The sequence below is a fragment of the Glutamicibacter sp. BW77 genome, assembly GCF_002332285.1.
In the GTDB taxonomy this organism is placed as follows: domain Bacteria; phylum Actinomycetota; class Actinomycetes; order Actinomycetales; family Micrococcaceae; genus Glutamicibacter; species Glutamicibacter bergerei.
The window spans coordinates 1-13,170 of sequence record NZ_NRGT01000034.1 but is presented as its reverse complement, the minus strand read 5'-3'; the positions used below and the strand labels follow the sequence as shown (position 1 = coordinate 13,170).

The 13,170-nt window shown below is 59.1% G+C and carries 18 protein-coding genes and 1 tRNA gene; 14 read left to right on the top strand and 5 right to left on the bottom strand.

The window, feature by feature from the left end:
- Window positions 1-281: 281 nt before the first annotated feature.
- Window positions 282-587, bottom strand: coding sequence for a hypothetical protein (locus CIK74_RS18905; RefSeq protein WP_205738233.1), 306 nt, complete (start codon window positions 585-587; stop codon window positions 282-284).
- Between the two features lie 141 nt (window positions 588-728).
- The gene (locus CIK74_RS18900) at window positions 729-1,247 is read right to left on the bottom strand and encodes a hypothetical protein (RefSeq protein WP_205738232.1); all 519 of its coding nucleotides are present in this window, start codon (window positions 1,245-1,247) and stop codon (window positions 729-731) included.
- Window positions 1,248-1,401: 154 nt separating this feature from the next.
- Here CIK74_RS18900 and CIK74_RS03185 point away from each other — a divergent pair, with 154 nt between their 5' ends.
- The 14 genes from CIK74_RS03185 (at window position 1,402) to CIK74_RS03125 (ending at window position 11,007) form a co-directional block, all read left to right on the top strand.
- Window positions 1,402-1,704, top strand: a complete 303-nt coding sequence (locus CIK74_RS03185; protein WP_205738231.1) for a hypothetical protein — start codon at window positions 1,402-1,404, stop codon at window positions 1,702-1,704.
- Between the two features lie 3 nt (window positions 1,705-1,707).
- A complete protein-coding gene (locus CIK74_RS03180) occupies window positions 1,708-1,938 on the top strand; it encodes a hypothetical protein (protein ID WP_071216938.1) in 231 nt (76 codons plus the stop codon).
- Entirely contained in the window at window positions 1,935-2,105 is a 171-nt protein-coding gene (locus CIK74_RS18650; protein ID WP_170947717.1) for a hypothetical protein, read from the top strand. Before CIK74_RS03180 ends, CIK74_RS18650 begins: the two co-directional genes overlap by 4 nt.
- 69 nt (window positions 2,106-2,174) lie before the next feature.
- Entirely contained in the window at window positions 2,175-2,708 is a 534-nt protein-coding gene (locus tag CIK74_RS03175) for a hypothetical protein (protein ID WP_071216939.1), read from the top strand.
- Window positions 2,698-2,904: a hypothetical protein gene (locus CIK74_RS03170; RefSeq protein WP_071216940.1), complete on the top strand. Its 207-nt coding sequence runs from the start codon at window positions 2,698-2,700 to the stop codon at window positions 2,902-2,904. Before CIK74_RS03175 ends, CIK74_RS03170 begins: the two co-directional genes overlap by 11 nt.
- A 172-nt stretch (window positions 2,905-3,076) precedes the next feature.
- Window positions 3,077-3,283 (top strand): hypothetical protein, encoded by a 207-nt coding sequence (locus CIK74_RS03165; protein WP_096254327.1) that lies wholly within the window; start codon window positions 3,077-3,079, stop codon window positions 3,281-3,283.
- The gene (locus CIK74_RS03160) at window positions 3,276-5,450 is read left to right on the top strand and encodes a type IV secretion system DNA-binding domain-containing protein (protein WP_096254326.1); all 2,175 of its coding nucleotides are present in this window, start codon (window positions 3,276-3,278) and stop codon (window positions 5,448-5,450) included. The genes CIK74_RS03165 and CIK74_RS03160 overlap by 8 nt, the downstream gene beginning before the upstream one ends.
- Window positions 5,447-6,421, top strand: coding sequence for a replication-relaxation family protein (locus CIK74_RS03155; RefSeq protein ID WP_096254325.1), 975 nt, complete (start codon window positions 5,447-5,449; stop codon window positions 6,419-6,421). The genes CIK74_RS03160 and CIK74_RS03155 overlap by 4 nt, the downstream gene beginning before the upstream one ends.
- Complete coding sequence (locus CIK74_RS03150; protein WP_096254324.1) at window positions 6,414-7,412, top strand: site-specific DNA-methyltransferase; 999 nt, start codon at window positions 6,414-6,416, stop codon at window positions 7,410-7,412. The genes CIK74_RS03155 and CIK74_RS03150 overlap by 8 nt, the downstream gene beginning before the upstream one ends.
- A gap of 85 nt (window positions 7,413-7,497) precedes the next feature.
- Window positions 7,498-7,815, top strand: a complete 318-nt coding sequence (locus CIK74_RS03145; RefSeq protein ID WP_096254323.1) for a hypothetical protein — start codon at window positions 7,498-7,500, stop codon at window positions 7,813-7,815.
- Window positions 7,816-7,917: 102 nt separating this feature from the next.
- Complete coding sequence (locus CIK74_RS03140) at window positions 7,918-8,502, top strand: antirestriction protein ArdA (RefSeq protein ID WP_096254322.1); 585 nt, start codon at window positions 7,918-7,920, stop codon at window positions 8,500-8,502.
- A gap of 109 nt (window positions 8,503-8,611) precedes the next feature.
- Window positions 8,612-9,010: a helix-turn-helix transcriptional regulator gene (locus tag CIK74_RS03135; protein WP_205738230.1), complete on the top strand. Its 399-nt coding sequence runs from the start codon at window positions 8,612-8,614 to the stop codon at window positions 9,008-9,010.
- A gap of 30 nt (window positions 9,011-9,040) precedes the next feature.
- Window positions 9,041-9,688 carry an ImmA/IrrE family metallo-endopeptidase gene (locus tag CIK74_RS03130; RefSeq protein WP_096254321.1) on the top strand — a complete coding sequence of 216 codons (648 nt, stop codon included), beginning with the start codon at window positions 9,041-9,043 and terminating at the stop codon, window positions 9,686-9,688.
- 2 nt (window positions 9,689-9,690) lie between these two features.
- On the top strand, window positions 9,691-11,007 hold the full coding sequence (locus CIK74_RS03125) for a recombinase family protein (protein WP_170947716.1): 1,317 nt from the start codon (window positions 9,691-9,693) through the stop codon (window positions 11,005-11,007).
- On the opposite strand, the gene CIK74_RS18445 is transcribed toward CIK74_RS03125, so the two are convergent.
- From CIK74_RS18445 to CIK74_RS03115, 3 genes are all read right to left on the bottom strand, one after another.
- Window positions 10,987-11,286 carry a hypothetical protein gene (locus CIK74_RS18445; protein WP_141392858.1) on the bottom strand — a complete coding sequence of 100 codons (300 nt, stop codon included), beginning with the start codon at window positions 11,284-11,286 and terminating at the stop codon, window positions 10,987-10,989. The two genes, CIK74_RS03125 and CIK74_RS18445, sit on opposite strands and share 21 nt — an antisense overlap.
- A 160-nt stretch (window positions 11,287-11,446) precedes the next feature.
- Window positions 11,447-11,523, bottom strand: a tRNA-Pro gene (locus CIK74_RS03120).
- Window positions 11,524-11,620: 97 nt separating this feature from the next.
- Window positions 11,621-13,000 (bottom strand): FAD-linked oxidase C-terminal domain-containing protein, encoded by a 1,380-nt coding sequence (locus CIK74_RS03115; RefSeq protein ID WP_096254320.1) that lies wholly within the window; start codon window positions 12,998-13,000, stop codon window positions 11,621-11,623.
- Window positions 13,001-13,170: the final 170 nt, after the last annotated feature.

Genomic DNA, 13,170 nt, shown 5'->3' with positions numbered 1-13,170 from the left:
CTGTTGGTTTCAATCTACCCGGTACCCACGACAAATATCGTGAAGTGGCTTCGTCTGCGGGTTGTAACGGGTGGGAGCGGACTCAACCAGACCTCGTCTACTACCCTTATATATAACACAATTGGAATATATTTCGTAGTGGGCATCCAGTGAGAATGAATGATGTTCCGGATCAAGTCCGAACAACATCCACGAAGTAGACGGATTGTCTCACCTCGCAGTTATCAACACTCTACCGAATGTCGGATCATCATCCGTAAGTCGATCCCGAAGGGGTCGTTTCACCATTCCCATGCGATGCCACTAAATAATCCGCCATGGACGTCGCGGAGGCGAGTGCCAGCGATTCCGCGGTCGTCAAGCTCAACTGAATTGTGTTCGTTGGCACTCGACGGTCGAGCAAAGGGGCTGACCCTCTCAAATTTCCACAGGCTTCGCGGTTTGTCGCCTATGAATCCCACTTGAATGGACGCGAGGAGCGTCCTGTCGTGGAACGCACGGCTGGCAAGCTTGAGTGCCGATTGATCTTCGAGGTGCTGTTCGGGGAGCGTGGTGAATTTGAGATCGTAAATTTGCCCACGCTCCATGGGTTCAGTCTTGGTGCGTGCTTTGTCGAGGTGCCAGAAGTGGTCGTTGTAGCCAGCTCCTTCGACTGGGCGGGTGTTGACCTTGAAGTCCCCTCCGGCCCGTGGGCTAACCCAGCCGTCGTGGGAGCGGCTGACCGTGACTTAGTCCAACTTGTCGACCATGTTGGCGAAGCGGTAGTACTCGCGCGTTTCCCGCCATTTGCGGTTCTCCACAATGACCAGGGTGCTGGCGGCTTCATAGATGATGCCACCGTGCATCTCCGGAACGTGCAGCACCAGTGGAGACTGCGCGTATGTCCCGGTAACGAGTCTGGAATGCAGGTGTTGAAGCGCCGCTTTCTCGCGCGAGGCAACACTATATTTGCGAAGTCCGATCTTGGTGCCATGGATCTGGCGCCGCTGCTCCAGCCCATCGACGCCCGCTGTCTCTGGACTCAGTGCGAAGATGTCGAGGAGTAGCGCTGACTCGTCCTCATCGAGCGTGTAGATCGCAGACAAGAAGCGACTTTTCAGCCGTTCGAAGGTGTCCTCAAGTGATCCTCGCAATACCTCGTCAACAATTGCCGCTTTGGTGAGTCTACGTTGGATGAAACCCTCATTTTTGCGCAGCAAGGACAGTTCTTGTGCCAACGATTCAGCATCGTCACGGTCCAAAGTCATACACCCAACTATGCCTGAACGTTCCCTATATGCGGTTGTGATCCACACTTTCCAACTTTTTTCCAACTTTCAGATCGCCTCACCGATCGCTTCTAGTCTCTAACTAACCCCGGAATACACAGGGATGAACCACTGAGAAGTAAGGACTACGAATATGTCGAACATTGTGCCCGCAGGAAAGGGAATGCCTGCAAACATTCCGGAAAGCTTCAGCCGTAATGAGGGTCGCATTCTGGCCCGACGGCAGAATGCTGAAGTCACCCGAGGCTTGGTCGTGGCAACCCGCGTCCAGGCAGCCGGCCACGTGGCAGCGACCGGCATGCAGATGACTGCCATGCTGAGCCGCGAAGCCGCGTTCCTGGCCGACGGCGACCCACAGACGGCCGCACGACTGAACTTCATTGTCGATTCCTTCGCGGACAACGCCGCGTGGGAAGTCCGCCAGTTTCGCGGTTAGGTCATGGGCACCGATTCCGGCGGCAACGCCGGGGACGTCATCATTCTGGAATCCATGGCCTACGCCGCACGGCTGTTCACCGATCTGCACGACAGCATCCAGGCGTACGCACAGACACTCGGCATCCTCGACCCCGTTGCGGCCGACCACCTGCTGCGCGTGGCGCTGGCAGGTGTCAGCGCAGCCACCGACGAACTGTCGCAGTGGCTATTGGATGACAGCGCTCAGTCGTGACCACGTGCATCATATGGCTGGCCATCATGGCGGTCGTCATCGCCGCCATCTACTGGCTCGACGTGCCAGCGCTCGTAACAGTCGCGGTCGCGGCAGTCGCTGCAACCGTGCGCCTGCACCTGAAGTTCATTGCCGCATGGTGGCTCTTGATCACCACTCGCCGCTGACCGCCCACCTCTCGTAGGCCACGGCCTACTCCCCCTCAAAAAAACACCTCCTGAAAGGGCTTATTTGTCATGCATAAAAACATCTCCAGCGCCGAGCTGGCTACCGCCCAGAAGAACCTGAGCACCTACGTGACTCTGGAGGCATCCCACATCGCCTCCCGCGTCGGCTTCGCCTGGGAGCCGACCGAAGGTGCCCCGAGCACCTACAAGTCGCTCAAATCGGCCTACGAGACCTCGATGCGCACCAAGGCACCGCTGCCGGTCAGCAACGAGAACTCCAACCGGGTCATCTTTGCCTCGCCCGAGGGCAACTTCGCGTATCGCTACGTGCACGACATGGGGCACGTGGAGATGGGGCTGGCGTTCAACCCGGTGGATGAGTTCGAGCTGGCCCGCCGCCTGATGTGTCGCCTGGAGCGGTCGGGCTACGGGCCGGACACCTTGGAGTGGAAGCTGTATCAGGCCGATGCGATCGGTCAGGCGATCCACTACGCCCTGACGAAGCGCTATGTGGGTGACCAGCTCCAGTTCGCGCTGGACTGCATCATGCACGGCCTGGAGTGCGGCATCTTCCTGGAAGTCGAGCGCCAGCGTGGGAACTAACCCGACCGACCCGAAATCCCTGTTCGACCGGCTCATCGGCGGTTGCATGTCGGTGCTGCTGGCATCGATCGCCATCTACTGCGCCGCCCAGATCATCCAGTCCATCTGGCCGGTCCTGGTCATCATCACCGGCGTCGTCGCCCTCGTCTGGATTGCGGTCATCGTGGTCCGGATCTGGCTCTCGCGCCGCTACTAATCCATCGCCGCTACGCACGTAGTTCGGCTTGTTCCAGTCGGTGTTGTGGTTTTCGCCAAAGTGGTTGTTCGTTCAACGAATTGAACGCATACTACTCCACAGACCCGTTCAATACGTTGAACGATCGTCTGTCAGCTCAACCACAACACCGACTGAAAGGAGGGAAATCATCATGCCTACACAGAAGAAACCGCGCCGCAGCCGCGCCACCAATCCACGTCAGGATCGCCGCGTCGTCGTCTACGGCGTCCAGCGCGAGAAGCCAGATTTGCGCAAGCTCAGCCGCGCCGTCATTGCCATGGCACAGGCCGAAGCCGAGCGCGAAGCCCAGGCGCAGCACGAAACGAATCTGCGCCCACGAGGAGACCGTCATGACTGACCGGGAGTGCACCCTGCGCCAGCTCGTCTGGCAGGAAATTTACTGGCCACAACCACTGGACAACACCCACACCGTGAACCTGCTGCGCCACTGGGCCGCCCAAACGCACGCCCCACAGATCATCCTCGAAACCCGCGCCACCAAGACCGGCACCCGCTACCTGGTGGCCACCCAGCGCCGTCACACCGCGATGATCCGCCGGGACATCGAACAATTGGTGCCCGGCACCATCGTGGCTGACGACGGTACCGAACGAGGGAAGACGGGGATGGCTCGGCGCCTGATCGTCAACCAACCAATCCGCAGCCTGGAATCCCGTGATACCGAGGGCAGCACCCGGTCGATTCTGGCCAGCCTGTCCGGCCTGCGAGGCTCCGAGGTTCTGGTGACTCAAATCGTGCTGGGGCCACGACTGGCACCGCACCTGGTATCTGGTCGGATTCAGCGCGTCGACCAGGGTATGGGCTCGCTTGTCCTGTCAGGCAGCCAACCCGAACAACGCAGCCAGGTCACGCGGCAGGTCGAAGTCAAGCAGTCCGAATACGGCTTTGCCGCCGTGCTTCGCATCGGCGTTCACGCGGTAGACGAAGCCCGTCGCAAGGAGCTGCTCCAGCGCGTTGTGGGTGCCTTTCGCACCCTTCTGGCTCCTGGTCTGCGCCTGCAGGATCGCCGTGAAAAGGCGGCAAGTATCAACGATCCAGCATCGGCGTGGGCCTTCTTTACTCCCGCCCAGCGCCTCTCGGTTACCGAAACCGGGCTCCTGAGTGGCTGGCCGGTAGGGAGAACAAACACCCCATACCCAGGCCTGCCACCGATCCATCCTCGCCAGGTACGACCGTCCTTCGCCGCCGGTGAAGGCCACCGCATCATTGCCCAGGCAACCGCCCCAGGATCAACCGAAACCCGGCTCGGCATCACGGCGGATGACAGCCGACGCCACCTCTGGCTCATGGGGCCAACCGGCGTCGGCAAGAGCTCGTTGCTGCTGAGCATGATCCGTGATGACATGCTGGCGGGTCGTGGATTGGTGGTGATCGAACCCAAGGACCTGATCCGTGACGTCCTGGAGCTTGTCCCTGATGCGCGGCGAGATGACATTGTGCTGCTCGATCCACTCGACGGTGAGCCGGTGGGAATCAACCCACTCGACCTGCACGGGCGATCCCCCGCGCTGGTGGCCGATCAGATCTTCGGTACGTTCAAGGCTCTCTATGGGGCCGATGGGTTGGGGCCACGATCTTCGGACATCCTGCGTCAAAGCCTGTTGGCTTTGGCTACGCGGGGAGATGCCAGCCTGGCCATGTTGCCGGTGCTGCTCACCAATCCTGGCTTCCGGCGCTCGGTCACCCATCAGATGTCCCGCAGCGACCCGTTCTCGGCCGGGCCGTTCTGGCACTGGTTCAACAGTCTCTCCTCCGAAGCCAGTGCCCAGGTGACGGCTCCACTACTGAACAAGTTGCGCCCGCTATTGGATCCGCATCTGCGTCAGGTGGTGGCCCAACGTCAGCCACGCTTCAACATCCGTCAGGTTCTCACCGAACGCAAGATCCTACTGGTGCCACTCCAAAAGGGAAGAATCGGCCCGGAAGCCGCCGAACTACTCGGCGCGCTGGTCGTGGCGGAACTCTGGCAAGCCATCCAAGAGCGCGCCTCGATCAACCCCAAAGACCGCGACACCGTCATGATCTACCTTGATGAGGTGCAGGACTACTTGCGGTTGCCGACGGATCTTGGGGATGCACTCGCAACGTCCCGCAGCTTGGGTGCCGCCTTCCACGTCGCTCACCAATATCTGGATCAGCTGCCGGTCACCATGCGCTCGGCATTCGAAGCCAACTGCCGCTCCCGCGTGTTCTTCCAGCTGGCAGCCAAGGACGCTCGCGCCGCCGCTGCCATGGCCCCGGGACTGGACGCCGAGGACTTCGCGGCATTGCCGGCTCGCCATCTCTATGCCCAACTCGTCCACCAGGGAACGGTCACCGACTGGGCATCGGGCAGGACACTCACCACCCCAAAGAAAACTGCCAACGTCGCAGATATCAAGGCCCGCAGCCGCCGCCAGTACGGACAACCCATCGACGCCATTGAACAGGGACTGCTCGAAGTCCTGGACAGCTCGCAGGAAAACAACGGCTCGGGCGGACGACGCCGAAGGAGCACCTCATGAGCGACGCAACACCACTACCGGCCGACTACCCGACCGAGTCGAACCGGGAACAGCCGAACCCGCAGGCCAGCGGCAAAAGGACGACGACAGGGGCGACGAATACCGTTGCTCTTCCAAGCACCGGCTCACATACGGGGCCACGTATCAGCAACCGTCGACTTGAGGATATTCGCACCAGTCTCAGTGACCGCGACCTGGCCATCCTGGGATCAGTCGAACGCTACCGCTTCCTCAGCGCACGGTATCTGCAATCCCTGCATTTCACCGACCACGCATCACCCGAATCAGCGTCTCGTACCTGTCGACGGGTTCTGGCCCGGCTACGCGGCCTGCGCATCCTGGGTGTGCTGGATCGTCGCATCGGTGGCATCCGAGCAGGCTCCGAAGGGCTCGTCTACTACGTCGATACCGCCGGAGACCGCATCCAACGTGGCAGCACCCAGGCACGGACTCGTCGGCGCTTCGACGAACCATCCGCCCGCTTCCTCGACCACACCCTGGCGATCGCGGACATGGCCATCGCCGTCATGGACGCTGCACGAACCCACGGTGCCGAAGTCGTCAAGAACGACCCCGAACACCACGCCACCCGCACCTACCAAGATGGGTACGGTGTCCCCCGAGTCCTGCGACCAGATCTCTATATCGAACTGGCCGCATCGGTCGGGGACGACGAGGTGAGCGCTTTCTTCATCGAAGTCGACCTGGGTCATGAAAGCCTGCCAACCCTGCTGGGGAAATCGCTGGCATATGAGGACTACCGGGTAACCGGCAGCGAGCAACGCCAGTTCGGCGGCTTCCCACAGGTCATCTGGGCCATGGACGCCTACCGCACGACCACCGCGCTCCGGCGCCGCAAAGCCCTGGGAGATGCCATCGAGCGGAACCACCGCACAGCCATGAGTCTGTACCGAATTCTGGCACTTCAGGACACCGCCGAGGCACTGGTTCAGGGGTTGCACCATGACTAATCCGGCCAACCAGCTACTCATCGGCGATGCCCTGGAAACCCTGCGCACCTTGCCACCCGGCAGCATCGACATGTGTCTGACCAGTCCGCCGTACTTCCGGCTACGCGACTACGACGCGTCCGGCCAGCTCGGGATGGAGGAATCGGTGGACGCATGGGCGCACACTATCCGGCAGATCACCCAGGAGATCCACCGCCTCCTGGTGCCAACCGGCACGCTCTGGCTGAATCTCGGCGACACTTACGTCACCCATCCGCGCCAAGGGGCACCGCCCAAAAGCCTGGCTTTGGCTCCCGAACGTGTTGCCCGACTCCTGCAAGAAGATGGCTGGATCCTGCGCAACAAGATCATCTGGGCCAAGCCGAATCCGATGCCGACCAGCGTCCGCGACCGGCTGACAGCCACCCACGAGGTGATCTACGTTTTCGCCAAGCAATCACGCTACTTCTTCGACCTGGACAGTATCCGAGTCCCGCACTGCTCCAAGCCGGGCACGCCACCGCCGGATCGAACCCGGCGACCAGCCAAGGAGCACTGGCGCGGCCCCAATGCGGACTCGACCACGGGGCTGGCTGCGATGAAGGCTCGAGGCGTTGTCGGGCACCCGCTGGGCAAAAACCCGGGCGACGTCTGGAGTATCGCCACGGCGGCGGGCAAGGGCAGTCATCACGCCACCTTCCCAGAGCCGCTTGCCACCCGTTGCCTCCTGGCAGGTGTTCCGGAGGCGCGCTGTATTACCTGCAAGAAGCCGCATACGAGAGCGCTGCGCCGGTTAGGGGAAACGGCTACACGGCTGGCACTCGCCGCTACCTGTACACACCAGGACGGCACCGAGCCCGGGATCGTACTTGATCCGTTCATGGGATCGGGCACCACCGCCGTGACCGCCGAGCGTCTACACCGGCAGTGGGTCGGCATCGAGCTGAATCCAGACTTCGCCCGTGAGGCACTGAATCGGATCGATACCGCCAGGGCCTCCCCCGAGGCCTGACCTATGGCACTCGTCGGTGTCATGCGGATTGGTGAGTCAGGTTCCATCCCGGAACCTCGCCAACCGCAAACACCGAGGAGTTGTCATGACGACACCACCGGTTGACGGCATCGACCGTCACAACCAGGGCAACGTGAAAACGCTGGCCGTCCGGCTCGAACCCGACATCCACACCCAGCTGGTGCTCATCGCCCAGCTGCGTGGCAGCACCCTCACCGAAGAGATCCGCCAGGCTTTGGCCGCGCACATCGCGCAGGTCAAGGCCAACACCGATCTGGTCTCGCAGGCCGAGTCGGCCATGGCAGAGATCGAACGTGAGGCAGCCGCCCGCCGCGAGGCCATCGCCAGCCTGTTCGGCAACGAACAAACCGCAGCCAAGCCCCGCACGGCGCGTGGACGGTAATCGAGCCACCATCCCGGCAGGTGCCAGCGTGAGACGAATCCACTTTGGGTTCCCTCCGCTGGCGCTGCCGGGCACAACACCAATTTTGAAAGGAGGAACTACATGAATCACGAACACACACCCGGCGCACAGCCGGAACACGAAAGCACCCACACCACGCCCTCGATCTATGTCGCCTCGCTGGCCGACTACAACAACGGCCGGCTACTGGGTGACTGGATCGACGCCACGATCGGAGCCGATGCCATCCATGAAAAGATCGCCGCCATCCTGGCTCGCTCGAAAGAGCCCGCACCCGAAGAATGGGCGATCCACGACTACGAAGGATTCGGTGCCAAACGCTTGGGCGAGTACGAGCGAATCCAGGACGTTGCAGCTCTGGCCGAAGGCATCGAAAAGCATGGTGAAGCCTTCGCCGCATGGGTCGACTACACGGGCCTGGACGTCGAGGAATGGCACTACTTCGAAGACGCGTACCTCGGCGAATTCCCGGATCTGACGGCCTACGCCGAGCAGATCGTCGAAGATCTGGACTGGCGCAGTCGCATCGATGAACACGTACCCGAGGGCATGAAGTCCTATGTCCGCATTGACACCGAACAAATGGCCGAAGACATGCGTCTGGGCGGCGAAATCCATTTCGTCGAATCAGACGCGGGAATCTACGTATTCAACGGCCACATCTGACCAAGACCGAAGAATAAGGCAGTACTCCCTGGCTTGACGGAATAGATGTTGTGGAATTCGCTTAAACCGTTGAACAAAATGAACGACCGGTTCATACTACGGACAGAAATTGGAGACCACCGACATGCAAGACCACGACATACAAAAACTGGCGGACGCCATCCGCGAACGCCGCGAAGAACTTGGCTTGTCCGCCAGCGAAGTCGCCAGGCGGGCCAAGATCGCCAAGGGAACGATTACCCGCCTGGAGCTTGGCCAGATCGGCAGCCCCCGCATGGACAACCTCCGCTCGATCGCCGATGTCCTGCAGATCCCGCTTACCAACCTACTGGCCGAATCCCGTGTCCTCCGCGGCTCTGACCTCCCCACGCTGCAACCCTATTTGCGCACCAAGTTCAAGAACATGCCCGAAAGCGCCGTCCGCGAAATCGAAGAACATTTCAAGGCTGTAGCCACCCGGCACGGCATCGACACCACAAGCGGCCCTGCACCCGGCGAGGACGAATAACCCAAACTATTCTCAGCGAAAGGAGAAGCCATGACTAACATCAGCACCCCATCACCATTTGAGCGCAGCGTCCTGTCCACTCTCCGATCGCTCATTCCCAACCGTCCAGTGCATTCACTGGCTGAAGCCAAACAAGTCGCCGAACATCAAGCCATCCGGCTGCTACAGCTCCACCAGCTCACCGAAGGCCCGGTACCTGTCGAGTTCATTGCAGAGCTTCCCAAGATCGAGATTGAACTTGTCGAAGCACCCGTTTCCGGGGCCAGCTTCTGGAACGGCAATGCCTGGATCATCCAGCTGAACAAGCATGAGAGCTATTGCCGCCAACGCTTCACTCTGGCGCACGAATATAAGCACATCATCGACCACAACCGGGCCGACCAGCTCTATCTGGGATCGAAGGACGTCAGCGCCTCACAACAGGCCGAGCAAGCCGCTGACTATTTTGCCGGATGCCTGCTCATTCCCAAGATGCTTCTCAAGCGCGCCTTTTATGGCGGCATGCAGCGACCATCCGATCTGGCTAAGCACTTCCAGGTATCCGAGATTGCCATCGTCGTCAGGCTGCGCCAGACCGGCATTACCGAGCCGACACCTCGCTGCCTCCCGACCAGTACACCATTTTCCCGCTCATGGCAGTACGCCACGAACAACCGCACCCGACTACAAGGAGTCTGACCATGACCACCAATGACATCGAGGCCCTGCGCCCACGCAAGGCCGTTCTTTACCTGCGCGTCTCCAGCAAGAAGCAAACCGAGACCGCCATCGATATCGACAAGGACGGCAACTCCATTGCCACGCAGCGCGACATCTGTGAGCAGAAAGCTGGCTCTCTTGGTGCTGAGATCGTCCATGAGTTCGTCGAGCCGGGCGTCTCGGCCCAGACGATTGAAAAGCGCCCTGAGTTCCAGGCAATGATGACGTTCCTGGCTGACAACCGCGATGTCGACTACGTCATTGTCTATGCCCGCGCGCGTGCCTTCCGTAACTTCGTCGACGCCGCGATTACCCGCCGTCACCTCGACAAGCTCGACGTCCGACTACTCTCGGCCCGCGAGGACTTCGGCGAAGGCACCTATGCCGAAGCCATGGAAGCGGTCACCGACATCATGAACCAGGTTCAGAACCAGCTCAGTGGTGAAGATATCCGGATCAAGATGCGTAACAAGGCGATCAACGGCGGCACGCTGACAAAAGCCAAACTCGGATACCTCAACATCCGCAAGGACATCGAAGGGCGCATGATCAACAGTATCGGGCTAGACGAGAAGCGCGCCCCGTTTGTTCTGAAGGCTTATGAGTTGTATGCCACGGGCAACTATTCGATCGAACGGCTCGAAGCCACCATGGCCGATCTCGGGCTCACGTCGAGACGAACCACCCGCTACCCCGAACAGCCGGTGTCTGCAAGCAAACTGCACACCATGCTCAAGGATCCTTACTACGTCGGCTTCCTGGTCTATAAGGGAGATATCTACCCGGGTCGACACGAACCGATTGTCGGCCAGGACCTATTCGATCAAGTTCAAGAAGTCATGAGCGCACGCAGTGGTGCCGGAACTCGCGACCGCGTCCACAACCACTATCTGAAGGGCATGCTATTTTGCCACAAATGCCACGCGCTGGGCAGGGAAAGCCGCATGATTTACGTTGAGGCAAAGGGTCGCAGCGGCTCACTTCATGAGTACTTCTTTTGCCGGGCCAAGCAGGAAGGCCTTTGCGACACCAGGTACATTCCAACCTCCGTAATCGAAGATAGTGTCGTTGACGAATACGCCCGGCTCAAGCTGGAGCCTACATTCGAAGCTGACATTCGAAACCGCCTGACGACGGCGCTCGACATCGAACAGGAAGATATCAAGGCCACCTACGCCGTACTGCGTAACCAGCTATCCGAAATCGAGCGAAAAGAGTCTCGTATTGTTGACCTCGCCGCCGACGGCACACTGCCAACCAGCAAGATTCGCGAGAAGCTATTCGAGCTGGCGCAGTAGAAGAACCGCATCGAAGACAGCCTGGCGAACGTCGAGGGCAAGATTGCGGCTGGCGGCAAGTTGCTCGCGGCGGCACTGGATCAAGTCACGGACACTCAGCGCTATTACCATGCCGCCCCGGATAAGGTCCGACGGATTCTCAACGAATCCTTCTATCATTTCTTCCGCGTTGCCGAAGACGGGAAGGTCTCCGCAGAATTGAATCATCCATTTGATGACATCATGGCCGCCCAGGCGGCGTTCTCCGGCCTGAAAACGGCATCGAACGAGTCGTCCCAAGTATCGACCCCGTCGTCCCAAAATGGGCCGATTTTGACCGTTTCAGACATATTGAATGCCCAACCTCGGGGCAACAAAAATGGCGCCGATTTCTCGACGCCATCTCTGTTATTGGAACTGAAGTGGATCTACTCGAACCATGGTTCGAATAAAACTACTCTGGTCGGGATAACAGGATTTGAACCTGCGACCTCGTCGTCCCGAACGACGCGCGCTACCAAGCTGCGCTATATCCCGTTGTTCACCAACGTTTAAACACTACACCCGCGCTTGGGCTCCCACGAAATCTGTAATTGCGCCTTACATGGCCAACTAAGCTTCGCGCTCATTGCAGTCAAATGGCCTTGCCAGGATTCAGAATATTCTTCTCATCAAGCAACGACTTTATGTCATGCTGAATTTGGATGACATCCTGGCTCTGTTCCCATGTCAACCATTCACGTTTGATAAGTCCAACGCCATGTTCGCCCGTAATCGTTCCACCCATATCGATCGCGACCCGAATTGACTCTTCTAGGGCTTCCGATAATCGGATCAAGGGATTTTCACCGGACTCGGGTTCCACAGAAAGTGTCGGATGTAAATTACCATCGCCCGCATGAGCGATGACTCGTACATCGACGTCATGAGCCGTGGCAATCTTTCGGAGCTCTTGCACGTACTTAGCCATCAGACTCTTAGGAACAGCAACATCCTCGCCCATCCGATATGCGTCGTCCTTCGTATCCCCACGACTGGTACGACGCATTTCAATCAATTGTGTTGCTTCCGGAGCACCTGAGGAACTAAGTGTCATTGGTCCGTCTGAGAATGCTTCTCTGATTACGGTCTCTTCTTTTTCTGCGCCGTACCCGTCCAGACGAACCAAGAGCATCGCACCTCCACGGGATGCATAGTCTGTTTGGTACTGCTCATCAAGAATCCTGATCGTCGGCAAATCCAGCAACTCTAAGATCGCAGGTTGCACACGAGCCCGTGCGATGCTTTGTACACCCATAACTGCTGCTTCAAGACTAGGGAAGACTATCGATACATCTCGTTCATCAACGGGCTGATAGCGCAGACGGAGCACCACCCGAACTACGACTCCTAGGGTCCCCTCAGATCCAGTAAATAAGGAAGTCAGATCATATCCTGCAACGCCTTTGAACGTATTCTTCCCGACACGAATCAACCTGCCATCGGCGAGAACAATGTCAAGGCCGAGGACCGACTCACGAGTCACGCCGTACTTCGCACAGCGGAGTCCGCCGGCATTGGTGGCAATGTTCCCGCCAACGGTGGACATCTTGTAGCTGGCGGGATCGGGCGCATACATCAACCCAAATTCCGCCGCAGCCTCGTTGAGGTCATAGTTGATGACCCCTGGCTCTACAACGGCAACTTCGTCTTCAGGCCGGATCTCAATTATTCGATTCAGCTGCATTAGGTTCATTACAATACATAGGCCAGTTACATGAGCAGCGCCGGAGACTCCAGTGCCAGCGCCACGCGATATCACTGGCATGCCATGTTCATAAGACAGTCGCATAATGTTTTGAACGTCAGCCACCGTTTGTGGGTACACGACAGCCAACGGCAAGACTGGCTCACCGACAAGCTGTCCAAAATCCCTTGAGTTCTCCAACAGCGCTTCTCTGCGATCTTCGATTTTCGCCGCCATTGGTAGCGCTTCGCGCAGCTGCTTAAGAAATTCGAGCTGAGAATCCGACATTGAAACGACCTCGTCATGTGATGCGATGGTTAGCTAGGAACAAAGTTTCATGTAATGGCCACTAAGCTCCATAACGAAGCCTAACCGGTCAGCGGACGCTACCACATACCAAGTGAGGAACCAGGTCCTTTTAAACAGCACAAGAGCCCCACCCCTCCAGGCAGAACCCC

Coding starts and splice junctions, on each gene's coding strand:
- CIK74_RS03185 (WP_205738231.1), top strand. CDS start 1,402: ATGTCGAACATTGTGCCCGCAGGAAAGGGAATGCCTGCAAACATTCCG.
- CIK74_RS03150 (WP_096254324.1), top strand. CDS start 6,414: ATGACTAATCCGGCCAACCAGCTACTCATCGGCGATGCCCTGGAAACC.
- CIK74_RS03145 (WP_096254323.1), top strand. CDS start 7,498: ATGACGACACCACCGGTTGACGGCATCGACCGTCACAACCAGGGCAAC.
- CIK74_RS03165 (WP_096254327.1), top strand. CDS start 3,077: ATGCCTACACAGAAGAAACCGCGCCGCAGCCGCGCCACCAATCCACGT.
- CIK74_RS18900 (WP_205738232.1), bottom strand. CDS start 1,247: ATGACTTTGGACCGTGACGATGCTGAATCGTTGGCACAAGAACTGTCC.
- CIK74_RS03130 (WP_096254321.1), top strand. CDS start 9,041: ATGACTAACATCAGCACCCCATCACCATTTGAGCGCAGCGTCCTGTCC.
- CIK74_RS18905 (WP_205738233.1), bottom strand. CDS start 587: ATGGAGCGTGGGCAAATTTACGATCTCAAATTCACCACGCTCCCCGAA.
- CIK74_RS03155 (WP_096254325.1), top strand. CDS start 5,447: ATGAGCGACGCAACACCACTACCGGCCGACTACCCGACCGAGTCGAAC.
- CIK74_RS03175 (WP_071216939.1), top strand. CDS start 2,175: ATGCATAAAAACATCTCCAGCGCCGAGCTGGCTACCGCCCAGAAGAAC.
- CIK74_RS03140 (WP_096254322.1), top strand. CDS start 7,918: ATGAATCACGAACACACACCCGGCGCACAGCCGGAACACGAAAGCACC.
- CIK74_RS03115 (WP_096254320.1), bottom strand. CDS start 13,000: ATGTCGGATTCTCAGCTCGAATTTCTTAAGCAGCTGCGCGAAGCGCTA.
- CIK74_RS03160 (WP_096254326.1), top strand. CDS start 3,276: ATGACTGACCGGGAGTGCACCCTGCGCCAGCTCGTCTGGCAGGAAATT.
- CIK74_RS03125 (WP_170947716.1), top strand. CDS start 9,691: ATGACCACCAATGACATCGAGGCCCTGCGCCCACGCAAGGCCGTTCTT.
- CIK74_RS03180 (WP_071216938.1), top strand. CDS start 1,708: ATGGGCACCGATTCCGGCGGCAACGCCGGGGACGTCATCATTCTGGAA.